The sequence below is a fragment of the Celeribacter sp. genome, assembly GCF_048259695.1.
Lineage (GTDB): Bacteria > Pseudomonadota > Alphaproteobacteria > Rhodobacterales > Rhodobacteraceae > Celeribacter.
Genome location: NZ_JBLXHL010000002.1, coordinates 73666 through 92651 on the forward strand (window position 1 = coordinate 73666; position 18986 = coordinate 92651).

Sequence of the window (18986 nt, forward strand, 5' to 3'; positions counted from 1 at the left end):
AAGGATACCGCCATGACACGCATCACACATATCGCCCGCATCGGGTTGGCCACCGGCCTCATCGCGCTCATGCCCGCCCTCGCGCAGGCGGAGTGCTACGTCTCGTATAAGGCCAAGCGGGAAGATCCGCTCAAGCTGCACTTTGGTGTGGCGGCGGTGCCTGACGCGGCCTGTTCAAAAGACGCCGCAGCCGCAGCACTCGCCCCGCGCCTTGCGCATGACGGGTGGATTCTTCTGACGATTGCCGCAATGATCGACGAGACCGAACTGGAGGCTCTGAAAGACAGTGTTGGCGCGTTTTTCCTCAAATACTGATAGTGCGCGTTCGGCGCGGGTTGTGGCGGTCGGCGTTGGGGCAATTGTCCTCATATTGCTTGCCACCGCCGCGTTTTTGTTCGCCACCCTGCCGGACGCCAATGCGTTCAACGCGCGGGTGGAACGGATTTTCGTCGAGAACGACCTGACCACAGGGGCCGAAATCAAACTGCTCGAAATCCTCGCCCAGTCGGGCACGGCATTCTCGGACACGCTGACCAGTTACCGCATGGTGATTTTCGTCCTGCTGATTTTCGCCACCGCTCTATTGGTCGCCGCCTTGGTGTTTGTGGTGACGATCCTCGCCATGAACCGCCGCATGAGCGAGATTGAGCGCGCCGGAATGCAGGTATCGAGCCTGCAAATCTCCCGCGCCGAAAACGCCGTTTACCTCAACGACATGGCATTCCAACTGACACCCGCCGCGATGGAAACCATGTCGATACTGGCCGAAGCGCGCCTTGATGGCGACATGTTATCGGGCGCAGAAATAGAAGCGATGATTTCAGGGCGCCCGGTCGCGGATTGCGACGAGGCCGCCGGCGCCACACGCATCAAACGCCTGCGCGACACGTTGGGGAATCAAATGGTCAGCGAGATGTTGGTGAAAAACATCGCCCGCAAAGGCTACCTGTTATCGGTGTCCAAAGACGCCATCCAGATGGTCTGACCCCCGAACACCCGAACCACGCACATTGAAAATGGTGACCCCGACTGGATTCGAACCAGTAACCTGCCCCTTAGGAGGGGGCTGCTCTATCCAGTTGAGCCACGGGACCACTGCGCGGTGTTTAGCGGGGGGGAGTGTTTGGGGGCAAGGGGAAAGCCGTCCAAATCCGGCGCAGCGCGGTGCGGGGTGTGTTTTGAGTGGCGATTCCGGGACCGGATAGGAAAAAAGGGGGAGTGAAATTGGCCCACCACTCCCCCTTTTTAAATCCGGAACCGCACTGAGAGTTAGAGAGCTTGCAGGACGATCCGGATATAACTGTGCGCGCAAAGGGTATCGGGCAACGTGTTAGCGATAACATACACAGGTTGCGCAGCGTGGACAAGGTGGTTTTATAATGTATTCTGTGAGGGATATATAAAATGGAGCCAATGGCCATGTCGCAGGATCAGGATTTCACACCACCGAAGCGTCCGCTTACACTTCGCGATGTCTCCGAGGCCTCGGGCGTCTCCGAGATGACGGTCAGCCGCGTGCTTAGAAATCGCGGCGATGTGTCGGAAGCCACCCGCAACAAAGTGCTGGAGGCGGCCCGCGAGCTTGGCTACGTCCCCAACAAAATCGCCGGGGCTTTGGCGTCGAGCCGTGTGAACCTCGTGGCGGTGATTATCCCGTCCCTGTCCAACATGGTGTTTCCCGAGGTGATGACGGGCATTTCCGACATCCTCGACAACACGGAACTCCAACCCGTGGTCGGCGTCACCCATTACAAACCCGAACGCGAAGAAAAAGTGCTCTACCAGATGCTGTCATGGCGCCCCTCGGGTGTGATCATTGCGGGGCTTGAACATACCGATGCCTCCAAGGCGATGTTGGCCGCAGCGGGGATTCCCGTGGTCGAGATCATGGACACGGACGGCGATGCCATTGACGCAAAGGTCGGCATTTCGCACCGCCGTGCGGGTCGCCAGATGGCACAGGCCATCATCGAGGCGGGGTATAAGCGGATCGGGTTCCTCGGCACGAAAATGCCGCTCGACCACCGTGCGCGCAAACGCTTCGAGGGCTTTACCGAGACCCTTGCCAAGGCCGGTCTGGAGATCGCCGATCAGGAATTCTATTCGGGCGGCTCCGCTTTGGTCAAAGGGCGCGAGATGACCCAGACCATTCTGGAACGCAACGCCGATGAGCCGCTTGATTTCCTGTATTACTCCAACGACATGATCGCCTCTGGCGGGTTGCTGTACTGTCTCGACAACGGTATCGACGTTCCGGGGGACATCGGGTTGGCGGGGTTCAACAAGATCGAGTTCATCGAAGGTCTGCCAAAAAAGCTTGCCACAATGGATGCGTGCCGTGTTGAAATCGGCCGTGCCGCCGCGAAAATCATCGCCGCACGTGCCGCCGATGACAAGGCGCCCACCGGTGAGGAAATCATCCTTGAGCCGCAGCTTTATTTTGGCGACACGCTCCGTCGTAAGAAAAAGCCGCTTTAAGGCAAGCCCCCCTGAACGCAATCTCACCACTGATTGACTGGAAACAAACGTGAAAACCGCGTAAACGGGCGACAAACGCGCGTGCTTATGCGTGACCACAACACATTTTGACAACGGAAACTGCAGATGCCCCATTACAAATCCCGCCGCTCTACCCACGGACGTAACATGGCCGGTGCGCGTGGCCTTTGGCGCGCCACAGGCATGACGGACGACGATTTCGGCAAGCCGATCATCGCGGTCGTCAACTCGTTCACCCAATTCGTTCCCGGTCACGTCCACCTCAAAGACCTCGGTCAAATGGTGGCCCGCGAGATCGAGGGCGCAGGCGGCGTGGCCAAAGAGTTCAACACCATTGCGGTGGATGACGGCATTGCGATGGGCCACGACGGGATGCTCTATTCCCTGCCCTCACGCGAAATCATTGCCGATAGCGTCGAATACATGGTCAACGCCCACTGTGCCGATGCGATGGTGTGTATTTCCAACTGCGATAAAATCACCCCCGGGATGATGATGGCCGCAATGCGCCTCAACATCCCCGTGATTTTCGTCTCCGGTGGCCCGATGGAAGCGGGCAAGGTGCAAGATGGCGACATCGTGCAAAAGCTCGACCTCGTGGATGCGATGGTCTCGGCCGCCGACGAAAGCTACACCGACGCGCAGGTGGAGGAGATCGAGAAAGCCGCCTGTCCGACCTGTGGGTCATGCTCGGGTATGTTCACCGCCAACTCGATGAACTGTCTGGCCGAGGCGCTCGGTCTTGCCCTTCCGGGCAACGGATCGACCTTGGCCACCCATGCGGATCGCAAAAACCTCTTTCTGGAAGCCGGTCGCAAGATCGTCGAGATCACCAAGAAACACTACGAAGAAGAGCTTCCCGGCTACCTGCCCCGCGAAATCGCCACGTTCGAAGCCTTTGAAAACGCCATGTCGCTCGACATTGCGATGGGTGGTTCGACCAACACCGTGTTGCACCTCTTGGCCATCGCTTATGAGGGCAAGGTCAACTTTACGATGGATGACATTGACCGCCTGAGCCGCAAGGTTCCGGTGCTGTGCAAGGTCGCGCCCTCGGTGGCGAACGTTCACATGGAGGACATCCACCGCGCGGGCGGCATTTTCGCCATCCTCGGGTCGATGTACCGTGGCGGGTTGATCCACGGCGACGTGCGCACGGTTCACGCCGACACGATGGCCGCCGCGATTGCCAAATGGGACATCACGGTCGCCAACAACCCCGAGGCCGAACACCTGTTCAAGGCCGCCCCGGGCGGGGTGCGCACAACACAGGCCTTCTCCACCGAGAATCGCTACAAGGAACTCGACACCGACCGTGAGAACGGTGTGATCCGTTCGGTTGAGCACGCGTTTTCCAAGGATGGCGGTCTGGCCGTTCTGTTCGGCAACATCGCCGAGCGCGGTTGTATCGTGAAAACGGCGGGCGTGGACGACAGCATTCTGAAATTTACCGGCAAAGCGCGGGTGTTCGAAAGTCAGGATGATTCGGTGAGCGCGATTCTCAGCCGCAAGGTCGAGCCGGGCGATATCGTTGTGATCCGCTATGAGGGGCCACAGGGCGGTCCGGGGATGCAAGAGATGCTCTACCCCACCTCCTACCTCAAATCCAAAGGCCTCGGCAAAAAATGCGCCTTGCTCACGGATGGCCGGTTTTCGGGCGGCACATCGGGCCTGTCCATCGGCCACGTCTCTCCCGAGGCGGCGGAGGGCGGTACGATCGGACTGGTTGAAACGGGGGACGTAATCGAAATCGACATCCCCAACCGCACAATCAATCTGAAGGTCGAGGCAAATGAATTGGCACGCCGCCGCGAGGAAATGGGCCCACTGCCGTGGAAACCCAAGGACCCGCGCCCGCGTCATGTGTCCACCGCGCTCAAGGCCTATGCGCTTTTGGCCTCTGCCGCCGACAAGGGCGCGGTTCGGATTCTGCCTGACGACGCATAAATCCGGCCAACCGGAACGATCATCACGCCGTCCTTCGGGGCGGCGTTTTGCGTTTTTACGGGGGGTTTTACGGGGATTGGGGTCGATTCGCAGGCAAAACCCCCAGAATCAAAAAACCCGCGCTCGAAAGCGCGGGTTCTTAGGGACGAAGTGGTGAGCCGTGATGGGTTCGAACCATCGACCTACTGATTAAAAGTCAGTTGCTCTACCAGCTGAGCTAACGGCCCACTTTCATCGTGTTGCGGGTATTAAGAGCGCAGCGCGTGAGGGTCAAGGACTAAACAGAGATTTTCTTGGAAAAGGTTCCATCAAGGTTTATATGCCGCGATATGAAACAGGTATTCTCCCCCTCGAACCTCCCCTTCGTAAAGATGCACGGGCTCGGCAATGACTTCGTGATCCTTGATTCCCGGGGGATGGACGCACGCGTGACCCCCGCCTTGGCCAAGGCGGTCGGAGATCGCAATCGCGGCGTGGGGTTTGACCAGCTTGCCGAAATCCGTGACGGCGAGGACACCGACATCACGCTTGATTTCTGGAACAGTGACGGCAGCCGCGCAGGGGCCTGTGGCAATGCCACCCGCTGTGTTGCATGGCTGATGATGACCGAGAGCGGCGCGGATAGCGTCAGCATCCGCACAGAGCGCGGCATTCTGGGCGCGGTGCGCGCAGGTGACGAGGTGTCGGTGAACATGGGCCATCCGCAACGCGACTGGCACGAGGTGCCGCTGAGCCACGCCGTGGACACCGACCACCTGCCCCTCGCGGGCGACCCCGTGGCGGTCGGCATGGGCAATCCGCACGCGGTGTTTTTTGTTGACGACATCGCGGGTGTGGACGTGGCCGTGCGTGGCGCGACCATCGAACATGATCCGCTGTTCCCCCAACGCACCAATGTAGAGTTCGCCCAGGTGCGCAGCCGCGACGAGATCAGAATGCGCGTGTGGGAGCGCGGGGCGGGAATCACTCTGGCCTGTGGGTCGGGGGCCTGCGCCACCGTTGTGGCCGCCGCCCAGCGCGGCCTGACGGATCGCTGTGTGCGCATGGAGGTCGATGGCGGGTGGATGAGCCTCGACTGGCGCGACGATGGCGTATGGATGACCGGCCCTGTGCAGCTTGTGTTCAAGGGCGAGTTCGACGCATCCTTTCTGGAGCGTCTGTAATGTCCGAAAAACCGCCCGTCTTTGCGACCCTCGGCTGTCGCCTCAACGCCTATGAAACCGAAGCGATGAAAGATCTCGCGGCGAAAGCGGGCGTCAAAAACGCCGTGGTGGTCAACACCTGCGCCGTGACGGCAGAGGCCGTGCGCAAAGCGCGCCAAGAGATCCGCAAACTGCGCCGCGACAACCCCGATGCCAAAATCATCGTCACGGGCTGTGCCGCGCAAACCGAACCCGGGACCTTTAGTGCGATGGACGAGGTCGATATCGTTATCGGCAACACCGAAAAGATGCAGCCGGAAACATGGTCCGCGATGGGGCCGGATTTCATCGGCCGGACCGAACGCGTCCAGGTCGACGATATTATGAGCGTCACCGAAACGGCGGGCCACCTGATCGACGGATTCGGCACGCGCAGCCGCGCCTATGTACAGGTGCAAAACGGCTGCGACCACCGCTGTACCTTTTGCATTATCCCCTACGGGCGCGGCAATTCGCGCTCTGTGCCTGCGGGCGTTGTGGTCGATCAGATCAAGCGGCTCGTGGAGAAGGGCTTTAACGAAGTTGTCCTGACGGGTGTTGATCTGACCTCATGGGGGGCGGACCTGCCCGCCGCGCCGCGTTTGGGTGATTTGGTCATGCGCATTCTCAAACTGGTTCCCGATCTGGCGCGGCTGCGGATTTCCTCGATTGATTCGATTGAGGCCGATGACGCCCTGATGGAGGCAATTGCCACCCAGAACCGTCTCATGCCGCACCTTCACCTGTCGCTTCAGGCGGGGGACGACATGATTCTCAAACGGATGAAGCGACGCCATTTGCGCGATGATGCGATCCGGTTCTGTGAAGACGCCAGGAAACTGCGCCCCGATATGACCTTTGGCGCCGACATCATCGCGGGTTTCCCGACCGAGACCGAAGAGATGTTCGCAAACTCGCTGAAACTGGTTGAGGAGTGCGACCTGACGTGGCTGCACGTCTTCCCGTATTCTGCCCGCGAAGGCACCCCCGCCGCCAGAATGCCCGCCGTAGACGGCAAGGCGATCAAGGATCGTGCGGCGCGGTTGCGCGGGGCGGGAGATGCGCAGGTCCGCAAGCACCTTGAGGCGCAGGTCGGGCGGACGCATTCCATCCTGATGGAAAATCCGCATATGGGCCGCACCGAGCAGTTCACCGAAGTCGGCTTTGCGGTGCCACAGACAGAGGGCGCGATTGTCCGTGCCACCATCATCGGGCTGAACGGCTCGCAACTCGCAGTGTGACGCGGTGGGCCGTCCCATCCTCTATTCGTTCCGCCGCTGCCCCTATGCGATGCGCGCCCGCCTTGCGATTGTGTCCGCAGGGATCGAGGTCGAGCTGCGCGAAGTGGTGCTGCGCGACAAGCCCGCGCAATTGATCGCGGCCTCCCCCAAAGCAACGGTGCCCGTCCTGATCGACGACGGGACCGTGATTGACGAGAGCCGCGACATTATGGACTGGGCGCTTGCGCAGGCAGATCCCGAGGGGTGGTGCGACATGCCGCCTCAGGGGGAGGACTGGATCGCCACCATTGACGGCCCATTCAAATCCGCGCTCGACCGCTACAAATATGCCACACGATACGCCGATGTCGACGCCACACACGAGCGCGATACGGCGGCGGCGATACTGTGGCGCGTTGATGCACAGTTGCGCGACACACCGTGGCTGTTCGGGGCGGCACCCACTCTGGCCGACATGGCTACACTCACATTTGTACGCCAATTCGCCAACACGGACCGCATTTGGTTCGACGCACAGGACTGGGCCGGCGTTCACGGATGGCTCACGCGGTTCCTCGCATCAGACCGGTTTGCGGCGATCATGGCGAAATATCCCAAATGGGTGGGCGACTCAGATCCGGTACGTTTCCCCGAGCGGGTCACACCGCGGCCTTAAGGCAATGGTTGCGCTCACATTTCGACAAAAATCCCGCATCGGGCGGGTTTGAATGTCACTCTGGACCCTCTCAACGGCCCCTGCGTCCTATTGTATGCTAGACGTGGACGCATTGCCCCGCTAAAAGCGCCTCCGAAGGACCACGGGGAAACTGTGGTCCCGAAAGCATTGGCCGGTTGGTTCCGGCTTGAGACAATGGAGATTTGCTCGTGTCCCACGTAGACGAACACGAAGGCACCCGCCGCGATTTCCTGTACTACGCCACTGGTGGCGCAGGTGCAGTAGCAGCCGGCGCCGCGGTCTGGCCTTTGGTCAATCAAATGAACGCATCCGCAGATGTTAAGGCTCTGGCCTCCATCCGCGTAAACATCGCTGATGTGCCGGTTGGCACACAGTTGACGGTCAAATGGCGCGGCAAGCCCGTGTTCATCCGTCGTCGCACGCAAGACGAGATCGACGCAGCCCGCGCTGTGCCGATGACCGACCTGCCCGACAAAAGCGCACGCAACGACAACCGTGATGCAACGCTTGATGCATCCGACGAAAACCGTTCGATGGACGAAAACGGCGAATGGTTGGTGATGATGGGGGTTTGTACCCACCTCGGTTGTGTGCCGCTCGGCGATGGTGCCGGTGACTTTGGCGGCTGGTTCTGCCCATGCCACGGTTCGCACTACGACACATCCGGCCGCATCCGCAAAGGTCCGGCGCCCGAGAACCTTCCGGTTCCGATGGCGGCCTTTGACGGCGACGCTGAAATCATTCTGGGCTGAGGGAGAAACTGATGTCTGGTATTCCACACGACCACTACGAACCTAAGTCCGGTATCGAAAAATGGGTTCACACCCGTCTGCCGATCGTTGGCCTTGTCTATGACACGCTGATGATCCCGACGCCGAAAAACCTCAACTGGATGTGGATCTGGGGCATTGTTCTTGCCTTCTGCCTCGGCCTCCAGATTGTCACCGGTATTGTTCTGGTGATGCACTACACCCCCCACGTCGACATGGCATTCGCCTCTGTCGAGCACATCATGCGCGACGTGAACGGTGGCTATATGCTGCGTTACCTGCACGCGAACGGCGCATCGCTGTTCTTCTTTGCGGTGTATCTGCACATCTTCCGCGGCCTCTACTACGGCTCCTACAAAGCGCCACGCGAAATCACATGGATCGTCGGCATGATCATCTACCTGATGATGATGGCAACGGGCTTCATGGGCTACGTGCTGCCTTGGGGTCAGATGTCCTTCTGGGGCGCAACCGTGATCACCGGCCTGTTCGGCGCGATCCCACTCGTGGGCGAGCCAATTCAGGCATGGTTGCTCGGCGGGCCTGCTGTGGACAACGCCACGCTCAACCGCTTCTTCTCGCTGCACTACCTGCTGCCCTTCGTGATTGCCGCTCTTGTGATCGTTCACATCTGGGCCTTCCACACCACGGGCAACAACAACCCCACCGGTGTTGATGTGCGCAAGACCTCCAAAGCCGAAGCCGAGAAAGACACACTGCCGTTCTGGCCCTACTTCGTGATCAAAGACCTCTTTGCTCTCGGTGTTGTGTTGGTCGTGTTCTTTGCTGTCGTGGGCTTTATGCCGAACTACCTCGGCCACCCCGACAACTACCTCGAAGCCAACGCTCTTTCGACACCTGCGCACATTGTGCCAGAATGGTACTTCTTGCCATTCTACGCGATCCTGCGTGCCTTCACCGCTGACGTCTGGATCGTTCAGGCCGTATCGTTCCTCACCGGTGGCATCGTTGACGCAAAGTTCTTTGGCGTCCTCGCCATGTTCGGCGCGATCATCGTCATGGCTCTGGTGCCCTGGCTCGACACATCGACGGTCCGCTCCGGCAAATACCGCCCGATGTTCAAATGGTGGTTCTGGCTCCTGTCCATCGACTTCGTGGTGCTGATGTGGGTTGGTGCGATGCCAACCGACGGTATCTATCCGTATATCTCACTGATCGGTGCGACGTATTGGTTTGGCTACTTCCTCGTCCTCATGCCGCTCCTGGGCGTCATCGAGAAGCCGCTTCCGCTTCCCGAAACGATCGAAGAAGACTTCCTGGCCCACTATCCGGCCGCAGCCAAAAACACGTCCGAGTGAGAAAGGAACTAGGGAAATGATGAAGAAACTTACCCTCTCCGCCCTCACCGCTCTGGGCCTGACCGCATCCGCGGCCATGGCTGCGGGCGATGCGGCACACATCCATGACGTGGACTTCTCCTTTGAAGGCCCGTTCGGCACCTACGACCAGATGCAGCTCCAGCGCGGTCTTCAGATCTACACTGAAGTCTGCTCCAGCTGTCATGGGATGCAATACGTTGCGATCCGCACCCTTGCGGACAAAGGCGGCCCGATGCTTCCCGAGGATCAGGTTCGCGCCTATGCGGCCGAGTTCCCCGTGAACGACGAAGCCTCCAACATGCATTTGTTCGACTACGACGAAGGTGCCGCACGCGCGCTGACGGCGAACGACAAGTTCCCCGCCAACAACTCGCAAAACGCACCTGACCTGTCCCTGTTGGCCAAGGCACGTGCCGCATTCCACGGCCCCTACGGCTCCGGGATCAATCAGCTCCTGCGTGGCACGGGTGGTCCCGAATACATCGTCGGAATCCTCGCCGGTTACACCGGTGAAGAAAAAGAAGAAGCAGGCACCATCTACTACGAGAACACCGCGTTCCCGGGCGGATGGATTGCCATGGCGCCACCACTTTACGGTGATGATGTCGAATACGCGGACGGTCACTCCACCGAGTTGCACCACGAAGCCGAAGACGTCGCTGCCTTCCTGATGTGGGCCGCCGAACCGAAACTGGAAGCCCGCAAGCACACCGGCTTCCTCGCGGTTGTCTTCCTCACCTTGCTGACCTCGCTTTTGTATCTGACGAACAAAAAGCTTTGGGCACCGCACAAAGGCAAAAAAGTCGATCTGTAACGTTCAGACAGATATGACATGACATGAAAAGCGCTCCGGATTTCGGGGCGCTTTTTTAATGGGGTGCATCAAACGCAGGTTAGTGACCGATGTAGTCACGATACCCTTGCGGCGGGTGGGCCGCGATTTGCGTCCATGTGCGCGGCGGATGGGCCTCGCCACCCTCGACCCAGATCACCTGATCGGCAAAGGCCTGTGCATCGCCCAAATCGTGCGACACCATCAACATGGTCGCGCCGATCCGCGCGCCCACATCCCGCGCCAGAGCCGTCATATCCTTGCGCATGGCCGGTCCGAGTGCCGAGAACGGCTCATCGAGCAGCACAAGCGGCTGACGTTGCACCAACACCCGCGCGAGCGCCACGCGCGATTGCTGCCCGCCCGAAAGCTGCGCCGGACGGCGGTTGCCCATATCCCCCAGACCCGTGGCCGCCAGAGCCTCCTGCACAGCCCTCTTGTCCGCGGGCGACAGGCGCAGCGTTGGCTTGATCCCCAACCCGACATTTTGCGCCGCCGTCATATGCGGAAACAGGTTGTTGTCTTGGAACAGATGCGCCATCGGCCGTTTCGCGGGCGGCATCGCGGTCAGGTCACGCCCCTCCCACGTCACGCGGCCCGACGTGGGCGCAAAGAATCCGCCAATCACCGACAGCAACGTGGACTTTCCCGCCCCTGACGGGCCGAGAATGGCCGTGGTCGTCCCCATCGGGACGGCAAAACCGGCGCTCAGGCGGAAATCGCCCTGTGTGATGTTGAGGTCGTCAAGTGTGAGCACGGCCGCGCCCTCCCCGGTCAAAAATGTAAAACAGGCCAAGGCTCAGCGCGAGCAACAACAGCGCCGCCCCCATTGCCTGATCCATGCGATAGGACCCCATGAGGCGGTAAATCTGGAGCGGCAGGGTCGCCTGTTCGGGACGGGCAAACAGGGTGATAACGCCAAGGTCACCCATTGACAGCGCCGCCGACAGACCCGCCGCGAACCCGAGTGGCGCACGAATGCGCGGCAGGGTCACCAACCGCAACCGCGTCCATCCCGACATGCCAAGGCCATCCGCCAGACGCCCGTAGGCCGCCTCGCTCCCCGCAACGGCGGGCGCAATCGCGCGGATGACGAACGGCAGCGACATCACCGCATTCACAAGCGCCGTGATGACAAGGGCAAGCGCAGCGGGGTCGATGAACGGGAAAATCATAATGAACAGCCCCGTCCCCATCACCAAGGGCGAGGCCGCGATGGACAGCATCCCGACCCCTTCGATCCACGCCCACCGCTGTGCCACGAGGACAAGAGCAAGAGACAGGGCAATGGCAAGCGCCGCGGAGCCGAGCGCCGTGGCAATGGAACGCAGCGCAGATAGCCACACAGAGGCGGGGAGGTGCAACAGCCCCGCCGCGCCATCCACGATCAACGCCGCCAGAGGCGAGAGCAGGAACAGCGCGGCAAGCACGATCCAGATCCCGTCGGACAGACGCGCCACCGGCGTGGCCGCATCAAACCGCAGCACCGTCCGGTCAAGCGCGCCCCCCATCACCTGAGGCACCCGAAACCGCATCGACGCACCGGCGGCAACGGCACAAATGGCAAACTGGATCAGCGCCAGTAGGGAGGCCTTTCCGAGGTCGAAATCGTAGCGGAAGGCCTCGTAAATCGCGAGCTCGACGGTGGTCGCTTTCGGCCCGCCGCCAAAGGTCAACGCCACGGCAAAGGATGTGGTGCAAATCAGAAAGATCACCGCAAACGCCCCGGGAACAAGGTCACGCAGCATCGGCACCTCGATATGGCGAAACACATCACGGGACGTAAAGCGCAAGGAGGCCGCAAGCCGGAACCGCTCGGCGGGAATCGCCCCCCACCCATGCAATAAAAGTCGGGTGGCCAACGGGATGTTGAAAAACACATGCGCAAGGATCACACCGTGAAATCCGTAGATCGAAAGAGGCTCTAATCCGGCCCAAAACAACAGTTTCGAGACAATTCCGCTTTTGCCGAACACCGCCGTGAGACCAAGGATCGCGACAATAACGGGCAGGATGAACGGCGCGCCCAACAGCGTCACAAGCACCCCACGCCCGACAAACGCACGGCGCGACAACGCCCGCGCCACGGGAATGGCCACCGCCACCGACAGCCCCGCCGACAATGCGGCCTGCACAACAGTGAACCGCACCGCCGCCCAATCATAGCTTGAGAGGGCGGAAAACTCTTCCGCCCTCAACGCCACTGCGATCAATGTGCCGAGGCTGAAAACCGCGACAAGCGCCGCCGCAATCAGCCCCGACCAAGTGCCTATTGAGACAGGCCGGCGCGCCATGCGGCGATGGCCTCGTCACGGGCCGCTGCGGCCTCGTCTTCGTTCAGGAAAATCGCCGTTTCAGGATAGTTCAATTCCGAGAATGCAGCGGGCCACTGATCCTTTGGCAGCGCCGCAGGGTAGGACCAGTTCGCAGTCGGAATAAGGGTCTGAAACCGCTCATCGAGAATAAAGGCCATGAACGCATCCGCCAACTCGGGCTGATCGGTTCCGGCCAGTTTCGCGGCCAGTTCAACCATGAAATAATGCCCCTCATCGAACAAAGCGGCGGACTTTGTGTCGTCCTCTTCGGCGATGATGTGATAAGCGGGCGAGGTCGTGTAGGACAACACCATGTCGACCTCACCATCGGTGAACAGCCCGTAGGCCTCCGACCATCCCTTTGTCACCGTGGTGATTTTGGGCGCCAGTTTCGCCCACGCGGCCTCGGCCTCGTCCCCGAACACCTCTTGGCCCCATAGCACCAGAGCAAGCCCCGAAATCGAGGTGCGCGGATCCTGAATCGCGATGGTCCACTCCTCGTCCGAGTTTACAAGCTCGGCAAAGGACGCGGGCGGGTTGGTGATTTTCGTGTTGTCGTAAACAAACGCCGTATAGCCCCAGTTGAACGGCAGGAACGTGTCATCCGTCCACTCAAGCGGCAGCGTCAAAGGTGACAAATCCAGCCCATGAGGCGCAAAAAGACCCGTTTCGCGGGCTTTTTTGGTCACATCGGAATTCAACCCGATCACGACATCTGCGGGGGTGCGTTCGCCCTCAAGCAAGATACGGGGCAAGACATCGCCCGTCACATATTCGATTTCACAACCACCACAGGTTTCCTCGAACGCCGCTTTGATCGCGGGACCAGGACCCCACTCAGAGGCGAAATAATCGGGGGCATAGATGGTCAAAGGATCGGCATTCGCGCCGAAAGCAGCAAAGGTTGCTGCAAAAGTCAGTCCATATTTCATGGCTCGCTCCATAGTCAAATGGGCGAAGAAAAAGGGGCAGCTCGTATCGCTGATACCTTCCCTCCGCCGGTGTTAGCCGGTTCAGGTTCAACGGGTCCGCTTTCGCATCTCAGCCACAACAAAGGTGGCACCCCGAGGTGACGGCGACGCTATGTGCGTTTGGCGCGAAGTGCAAGCCCTCTACACGCGACACACCACGCCTGATTGCTCAACCCTGTGACATCGGGTAAAGCAGGGACAACACGAGGAGCAGACCATGAGCATGAATACCTTCGGACATCTTTTCCGCTTCACCACTTGGGGGGAAAGCCACGGACCTGCCCTTGGCGCGACGGTCGATGGCTGTCCTCCCGGCATCGAGATCAACGAAGAGATGCTGCAAGTCTGGCTCGACAAGCGCAAACCCGGCACGTCGAAATACACGACACAGCGCAAGGAACCCGATCAGGTCGAAATCCTGTCCGGTGTGTTCGAGGGCAAAACCACAGGCACGCCGATCCAGCTGTTGATCCGCAACACCGATCAACGATCCAAGGATTACGGCGAGATCGCACAGGCATTCCGCCCCGGTCACGCCGACATCACCTATTTCCAGAAATACGGCATTCGCGACTATCGCGGCGGCGGGCGGTCCTCCGCACGCGAAACGGCAGCGCGGGTGGCGGCGGGCGGCATTGCCCGCGCGGTTCTGGATCAACTGGTGCCTGGCATCGACATCAAAGGCTACATGACCCAAATCGGGCCGCACGGCATCGACGGCCCCCGCGATATGGCCGAGATCGACAACAATCCGTTCTGGGTGCCCTCGGCCAAAACCGCCGAACACTGGGCCACCTATCTGGACGGCATTCGCAAGAGCGGATCCTCCATTGGCGCGATTTGCGAGATCACCTGTTCGGGTGTCCCCGCGGGGCTTGGCGCGCCGATTTACGCCAAGTTAGACACGGATCTGGCCGCCGCGATGATGTCGATCAACGCCGTTAAAGGCGTCGAGATTGGCGAGGGCATGAACGCGGCCTGCCTAACGGGTGAACAGAACGCCGACGAGATGCGCATGGGGCCAGATGGGCCAGAGTTCGCATCGAACCACGCCGGCGGCATCTTGGGCGGGATTTCCACAGGTCAGGATCTGGTCGTGCGCTTTGCCGTCAAACCGACCTCGTCGATCCTCACCCCGCGCAAGACGATTACCAAAGAGGGCGCCGAAACCGATCTCATCACCAAGGGGCGCCATGACCCCTGTGTCGGCATCCGTGCCGTGCCTGTGGGCGAGGCGATGATGGCCTGTGTCGTGCTTGACCACCTGCTCTTGCATCGCGGTCAGGTGGGCGATGGACCCAAGGGACAGATCGGCGGCTAAGGGCGCGGACGACTCTACGCCTTTGACAGCTGCACGGCGAGGATGCCCGCCATGATGGTGGCCACGCCGATCATGTCCCACCGCGTCACGGCTTCGCCCAAGAGCACAGCCGCGATGGCCACACCGAAAAACGGGTTGAGAAAGTGGAAGGCGGCGGCCTTGACCGTGCCGATGCGCTCGACGAGTTTGAACCACAGCCATGTGGCAAACAGGCCCGGCAGGAACGTGGTGTAGAGCATCGCAAAGACCAGTTTGCCCGACATGTTGAGCGTATAGGTGTCGACAAAGGGCGACAGGACGATCAGGACACTGGACCCGATCAGGCTTTGAATGCCCACCACCATCAACACGTTTTTACCCGCGCCCGTCGAGCGCAGGGTGAGCGTGGCGATGGCAAGGGCAACCGTCCCGATGACACACATCACAATGCCCACAACATCGCTCCCCGCCGAGAGCCGGTGTGACATGATCACAAGCACACCGACAAAGCCGGTCACAAGCCCCGCAACAGCGAGGGGTTTGGGCCGGTCATGCAGGAACAGGGTCGAAAACAGTGCCACAACCAACGGCATCGAGGACGCCAGAATCGAGGCAAGCGAGGCCTCGACGGAGCGCATGGCGAGGAAGTACAGCCCGAGGTAGGCGGCGTTCTGGCACAGGCCGAAAATGATGATCCCGCGCCACTGCGCCCGCGTGAACGCCCAACTCTGGCCAAGCGACCGCGCAATGGCCACACCGACCACACCCGACAGGAAAAACCGCAACGCAAGCGCCGCAAGCGCGGGAGCATCCGCCACGATGATCCGCGCAGAGGTAAAGGCCGACGACCAGATAAGGACAAACGCCAGACCCATCATGATTGCTTTTATATCCATAGGTAGGTCCCCGGTTCATGTCATCATTGCCCGATGTAACATCAGGTATCGCCTCAAACAGAAAAGGGGCCGCTCACGGCGACCCCCTCCTCAAAATCGACATGTCGATCTTAGCCGTTCACGCTGTCTTTGAGCGCTTTGGCGATCGTCATTTTGACAACTTTGTCGGCAGCTTTTTTCATTTGCTCGCCAGTCTGCGGGTTGCGGACCATGCGCTCGGGGCGCTCGCGGCAATAGATTTTGCCAACACCGGGAAGGGTCACAGCACCGCCGGCAGACACTTCTTTGGTGATGATGCCGATAACGGCGTCCAGTGCAGCAGCAGCGGATTTCTTGTCGGTGCCCATATCTTCTGCCAGTGCGGCAACAAGCTGGGTCTTGGTCATTGGTTTGGTGGACATTGTGTAACTCCTCGTAACTCTCCCCCATGTAATTGGGGGTTATTGCGCATTTTTAAGCGAATATTGTGAGGGGACACAACGATTAGTATGCGATTGGGCAATATTTTACCGTATTTGGGTAAAAAAGCAGGATTAAAGGAAGGCCGTCTCCTCGAACGAGCGCAACTTGCGACTATGAATCCGCTCAATCGGCATCTTGCGCAGGTTCTCCATTGCACGAATTCCGATCAAAAGATGGCGCGACACCTGAGATGTGTAGAACTCCGATGCCATACCGGGCAGTTTCAACTCCCCATGCAACGGCTTGTCGGACACACATAGCAACGTCCCGTACGGCACGCGGAACCGGAATCCGTTGGCGGCAATCGTCGCACTTTCCATATCAAGCGCCACAGCACGCGACTGGCTCAACCGCTGCACCGGGCCGGAATGGTCCCGCAATTCCCAGTTCCGGTTGTCGATCGTCGCCACCGTCCCCGTGCGCATAATCCGCTTGAGATCATAACCCTCCAATTGGGTAATCTCCTCAACCGCATCTTCGAGCGAGGTCTGGATCTCCGCCAAGGCAGGGATCGGAACCCAAACCGGCAGATCGGCATCCAACACATGATCCTCACGCAAATACGCATGGGCGAGGACAAAATCCCCGAGCCGCTGCGAATTGCGCAAGCCCGCGCAGTGACCGACCATGATCCACGCATGGGGGCGCAGCACGGCAATATGGTCCGTGGCGGTTTTGGCGTTCGACGGGCCAACACCGATATTGACCAATGACACACCCGACCCATCCGCACGTTTGAGATGGTAGGTCGGCATTTGCGGCATCTTGGTTGTCGGCGCAATCGGGGTCTGTCCGTCGAAAATCTCGACGTTGCCTGTCGAGACAAACGACGTGTAACCGCTATCCGGATCGTCGATCTGAGCGCGGGCGTAGGCCTCGAATTCGGACACATAGAACTGGTAGTTGGTGAACAGGACGTGGTTTTGAAAATGCGTCGCATCGGTCGCGGTGTAATGCGACAGGCGGGCGAGCGAATAATCCACGCGCTGCGCGGTAAAGGGGGCAAGCGGGCCCGAGCCATCCGCGTTCAGATACCCCGACCCGTTGACGATATCATCGTGGGTCGTCGCCAGATCCGGCACATCGAAATAATCGCGCAACGGGTAATTCATCGCGCCCTCTTGCGGGATGGTAATGCTCTCGTCATTGGCCACGGCGAAATGCACCGGCATCGGCACGGCGGAGGCCCCGATCGACACAGACACACCATGATTGCGCACAATCTGGGTGATCTGTTGGATCAGGTAGTTACGGAACAAATCAGGGCGCGTGATCGTGGTCGAATAGCTCCCGGGTTTGGACACATGGCCAAAGGACAGCCGGCTGTCCATCGCCGCGAACGATGTCGTGGTGACACGGATTTCGGGATAGAACGCACGGTGACGCGCCGCGGGGGCCGTCCCTGTTGCCGCCTTGGAAAACTGCTCCGTCAGATAACGCGTGGCAGAGCGATACAGCGCCTCCAACCGGTCCACCGCCGCAACGGGATCGGTGAACAGTTCGGCATCGGGTGTCTCGGGCGTCTCGATGGTCAGCGGATTTACATTCTGGATCACGGGCGGTCTCTTTTTCCTGTGCGTCTTTTTCTTTGGACTTGATTTCGGGTCCAAGCCTCTAGAGTCATTTGTCATCACTTGACGGCGCGGCGCAAGACCGTGCGCACAAACTAAAGCGTAAGGACGGAACAAACGTGACGGGACATCTGTTTTCATTCGGCCACGGATATAGCGCCCGGGCCTTGGCTGCACGGTTGGTGCCACAGGGATGGCGCATCACCGGAACCACACGCAATGCGGCCAAAGCGGCGGGGATCCGCGCAAGCGGCGTCACGCCCGTGGTCGTTCCCGACCAAGACATAGACGCCGCGTTGCGCGACGCCACCCACCTTTTGATTTCCGCCGCCCCCGATGCCGATGGCGACCCGATGCTGGCCCAACACCGTGCTCTTTTGACCGAGGTGGCACCGCGCCTCACATGGGTGGGCTACCTGTCGACCACGGGGGTTTACGGCGATCACGGCGGCGATTGGGTGGACGAGGACACCGCCCTGTCTCCCGCAACACGGCGCGGCCGGATGCGGGTCGAGGCAGAAGCGGCATGGCGCGGTTTTTGCGCCACCCACGATGTCCCCCTGTCGATTTTCCGCCTCGCGGGCATCTACGGTCCGGGGCGCGGCCCCTTTGCCAAAGTGCGCGCCGGGACCGCGCGGCGCATCATCAAGGACGGTCAGGTGTTCTCGCGCACCCATGTCGACGATATCGCGCAGGTGCTTGAGGCCGCGCTCGATCGACCCCAATGCAGCGGGATTTTCAATGTGTGTGACGATGATCCCGCCCCGCCTCAGGACGTGATCGCCTATGCCGCAGAGCTTTTGGGCCTACCGCTTCCCGAAGCTGTCGATTTTGAAACGGCGGACATGTCGCCTATGGCCCGCAGTTTTTATGCCGAGAGCAAAAAGGTCCGCAATGACCGGATCAAATCCGTTCTGGGTGTAAAGCTTCTGTACCCCGATTACAAAACGGGGCTAGAGGCGCTTTTGGACGCGGAATAAAAGAC

General features: G+C 60.1%; 18 protein-coding genes, 2 tRNA genes and 1 riboswitch. Of the genes, 12 read left to right on the forward strand and 8 right to left on the reverse strand.

The window, feature by feature from the left end:
- Positions 1–12: 12 nt before the first annotated feature.
- On the forward strand, positions 13–315 hold the full coding sequence (locus ACN0Q0_RS03865; protein ID WP_417242053.1) for a hypothetical protein: 303 nt from the start codon (positions 13–15) through the stop codon (positions 313–315).
- Complete coding sequence (locus tag ACN0Q0_RS03870; RefSeq protein WP_417242054.1) at positions 287–985, forward strand: winged helix-turn-helix domain-containing protein; 699 nt, start codon at positions 287–289, stop codon at positions 983–985. Before ACN0Q0_RS03865 ends, ACN0Q0_RS03870 begins: the two co-directional genes overlap by 29 nt.
- A gap of 32 nt (positions 986–1017) precedes the next feature.
- Here ACN0Q0_RS03870 and ACN0Q0_RS03875 read toward each other — a convergent pair.
- Positions 1018–1094: transfer RNA gene (locus tag ACN0Q0_RS03875), tRNA-Arg, on the reverse strand.
- A 325-nt stretch (positions 1095–1419) separates the two neighbouring features.
- Between ACN0Q0_RS03875 and ACN0Q0_RS03880 the strand changes: the two genes are divergently transcribed.
- Complete coding sequence (locus ACN0Q0_RS03880) at positions 1420–2478, forward strand: LacI family DNA-binding transcriptional regulator (protein WP_417242055.1); 1059 nt, start codon at positions 1420–1422, stop codon at positions 2476–2478.
- A gap of 126 nt (positions 2479–2604) precedes the next feature.
- Positions 2605–4446 carry a dihydroxy-acid dehydratase gene (gene ilvD, locus ACN0Q0_RS03885; protein ID WP_417242056.1) on the forward strand — a complete coding sequence of 614 codons (1842 nt, stop codon included), beginning with the start codon at positions 2605–2607 and terminating at the stop codon, positions 4444–4446.
- A gap of 151 nt (positions 4447–4597) precedes the next feature.
- Here the strand turns inward: ilvD and ACN0Q0_RS03890 are convergent.
- Positions 4598–4673, reverse strand: a tRNA-Lys gene (locus tag ACN0Q0_RS03890).
- A gap of 102 nt (positions 4674–4775) precedes the next feature.
- On the opposite strand from ACN0Q0_RS03890, the gene dapF reads away from it, so the two are divergent.
- The 6 genes from dapF (at position 4776) to ACN0Q0_RS03920 (ending at position 10468) form a co-directional block, all read left to right on the forward strand.
- The gene (gene dapF, locus ACN0Q0_RS03895; protein WP_417242057.1) at positions 4776–5609 is read left to right on the forward strand and encodes a diaminopimelate epimerase; all 834 of its coding nucleotides are present in this window, start codon (positions 4776–4778) and stop codon (positions 5607–5609) included.
- Positions 5609–6868, forward strand: a complete 1260-nt coding sequence (gene mtaB / locus ACN0Q0_RS03900) for a tRNA (N(6)-L-threonylcarbamoyladenosine(37)-C(2))-methylthiotransferase MtaB (protein ID WP_417242058.1) — start codon at positions 5609–5611, stop codon at positions 6866–6868. The genes dapF and mtaB overlap by 1 nt, the downstream gene beginning before the upstream one ends.
- A gap of 4 nt (positions 6869–6872) precedes the next feature.
- Positions 6873–7523 carry a glutathione S-transferase gene (locus ACN0Q0_RS03905; protein ID WP_417242059.1) on the forward strand — a complete coding sequence of 217 codons (651 nt, stop codon included), beginning with the start codon at positions 6873–6875 and terminating at the stop codon, positions 7521–7523.
- A 209-nt stretch (positions 7524–7732) separates the two neighbouring features.
- The gene (gene petA, locus ACN0Q0_RS03910; protein ID WP_417242060.1) at positions 7733–8296 is read left to right on the forward strand and encodes a ubiquinol-cytochrome c reductase iron-sulfur subunit; all 564 of its coding nucleotides are present in this window, start codon (positions 7733–7735) and stop codon (positions 8294–8296) included.
- Between the two features lie 11 nt (positions 8297–8307).
- Positions 8308–9633 carry a cytochrome b gene (petB, locus tag ACN0Q0_RS03915; protein ID WP_417242061.1) on the forward strand — a complete coding sequence of 442 codons (1326 nt, stop codon included), beginning with the start codon at positions 8308–8310 and terminating at the stop codon, positions 9631–9633.
- A 16-nt stretch (positions 9634–9649) separates the two neighbouring features.
- The gene (locus tag ACN0Q0_RS03920) at positions 9650–10468 is read left to right on the forward strand and encodes a cytochrome c1 (RefSeq protein WP_417242062.1); all 819 of its coding nucleotides are present in this window, start codon (positions 9650–9652) and stop codon (positions 10466–10468) included.
- Between the two features lie 79 nt (positions 10469–10547).
- Here the strand turns inward: ACN0Q0_RS03920 and ACN0Q0_RS03925 are convergent, their stop codons facing one another.
- Genes ACN0Q0_RS03925 through thiB form a run of 3 tightly spaced genes read right to left on the reverse strand, consistent with a single transcriptional unit; the run spans position 10548 to position 13733 of the window.
- Positions 10548–11243, reverse strand: a complete 696-nt coding sequence (locus ACN0Q0_RS03925) for an ATP-binding cassette domain-containing protein (protein ID WP_417242063.1) — start codon at positions 11241–11243, stop codon at positions 10548–10550.
- Complete coding sequence (locus ACN0Q0_RS03930) at positions 11230–12780, reverse strand: thiamine/thiamine pyrophosphate ABC transporter permease ThiP (RefSeq protein ID WP_417242064.1); 1551 nt, start codon at positions 12778–12780, stop codon at positions 11230–11232. Before ACN0Q0_RS03930 ends, ACN0Q0_RS03925 begins: the two co-directional genes overlap by 14 nt.
- Complete coding sequence (gene thiB / locus ACN0Q0_RS03935; protein ID WP_417242065.1) at positions 12756–13733, reverse strand: thiamine ABC transporter substrate binding subunit; 978 nt, start codon at positions 13731–13733, stop codon at positions 12756–12758. The genes ACN0Q0_RS03930 and thiB overlap by 25 nt, the downstream gene beginning before the upstream one ends.
- 41 nt (positions 13734–13774) lie before the next feature.
- A riboswitch (TPP riboswitch) is annotated at positions 13775–13878 on the reverse strand.
- 111 nt (positions 13879–13989) lie between these two features.
- On the opposite strand from thiB, the gene aroC reads away from it, so the two are divergent.
- Complete coding sequence (gene aroC, locus ACN0Q0_RS03940) at positions 13990–15093, forward strand: chorismate synthase (RefSeq protein WP_417242066.1); 1104 nt, start codon at positions 13990–13992, stop codon at positions 15091–15093.
- Between the two features lie 14 nt (positions 15094–15107).
- Here the strand turns inward: aroC and ACN0Q0_RS03945 are convergent, their stop codons facing one another.
- The 3 genes from ACN0Q0_RS03945 to ACN0Q0_RS03955 form a co-directional block, all read right to left on the reverse strand.
- Positions 15108–15968 (reverse strand): DMT family transporter, encoded by an 861-nt coding sequence (locus tag ACN0Q0_RS03945; RefSeq protein WP_417242067.1) that lies wholly within the window; start codon positions 15966–15968, stop codon positions 15108–15110.
- A 110-nt stretch (positions 15969–16078) separates the two neighbouring features.
- Positions 16079–16369 carry an HU family DNA-binding protein gene (locus ACN0Q0_RS03950; RefSeq protein WP_417242068.1) on the reverse strand — a complete coding sequence of 97 codons (291 nt, stop codon included), beginning with the start codon at positions 16367–16369 and terminating at the stop codon, positions 16079–16081.
- A 132-nt stretch (positions 16370–16501) separates the two neighbouring features.
- The gene (locus ACN0Q0_RS03955; RefSeq protein ID WP_417242445.1) at positions 16502–17983 is read right to left on the reverse strand and encodes an AMP nucleosidase; all 1482 of its coding nucleotides are present in this window, start codon (positions 17981–17983) and stop codon (positions 16502–16504) included.
- A 137-nt stretch (positions 17984–18120) separates the two neighbouring features.
- Here ACN0Q0_RS03955 and ACN0Q0_RS03960 point away from each other — a divergent pair, with 137 nt between their 5' ends.
- Positions 18121–18981 (forward strand): SDR family oxidoreductase, encoded by an 861-nt coding sequence (locus tag ACN0Q0_RS03960; RefSeq protein ID WP_417242069.1) that lies wholly within the window; start codon positions 18121–18123, stop codon positions 18979–18981.
- The last annotated feature ends 5 nt before the right edge of the window (positions 18982–18986 follow it).

What these genes read in the sequence shown, in the direction of transcription:
- mtaB (WP_417242058.1), top strand. Translation starts at nt 5,609, where the DNA reads ATGTCCGAAAAACCGCCCGTCTTTGCGACCCTCGGCTGTCGCCTCAAC.
- petB (WP_417242061.1), top strand. Translation starts at nt 8,308, where the DNA reads ATGTCTGGTATTCCACACGACCACTACGAACCTAAGTCCGGTATCGAA.
- ACN0Q0_RS03950 (WP_417242068.1), bottom strand. Translation starts at nt 16,369, where the DNA reads ATGTCCACCAAACCAATGACCAAGACCCAGCTTGTTGCCGCACTGGCA.
- ACN0Q0_RS03865 (WP_417242053.1), top strand. Translation starts at nt 13, where the DNA reads ATGACACGCATCACACATATCGCCCGCATCGGGTTGGCCACCGGCCTC.
- ACN0Q0_RS03880 (WP_417242055.1), top strand. Translation starts at nt 1,420, where the DNA reads ATGTCGCAGGATCAGGATTTCACACCACCGAAGCGTCCGCTTACACTT.
- ilvD (WP_417242056.1), top strand. Translation starts at nt 2,605, where the DNA reads ATGCCCCATTACAAATCCCGCCGCTCTACCCACGGACGTAACATGGCC.
- ACN0Q0_RS03945 (WP_417242067.1), bottom strand. Translation starts at nt 15,968, where the DNA reads ATGGATATAAAAGCAATCATGATGGGTCTGGCGTTTGTCCTTATCTGG.
- dapF (WP_417242057.1), top strand. Translation starts at nt 4,776, where the DNA reads ATGAAACAGGTATTCTCCCCCTCGAACCTCCCCTTCGTAAAGATGCAC.
- aroC (WP_417242066.1), top strand. Translation starts at nt 13,990, where the DNA reads ATGAGCATGAATACCTTCGGACATCTTTTCCGCTTCACCACTTGGGGG.
- thiB (WP_417242065.1), bottom strand. Translation starts at nt 13,733, where the DNA reads ATGAAATATGGACTGACTTTTGCAGCAACCTTTGCTGCTTTCGGCGCG.
- ACN0Q0_RS03930 (WP_417242064.1), bottom strand. Translation starts at nt 12,780, where the DNA reads ATGGCGCGCCGGCCTGTCTCAATAGGCACTTGGTCGGGGCTGATTGCG.
- ACN0Q0_RS03920 (WP_417242062.1), top strand. Translation starts at nt 9,650, where the DNA reads ATGATGAAGAAACTTACCCTCTCCGCCCTCACCGCTCTGGGCCTGACC.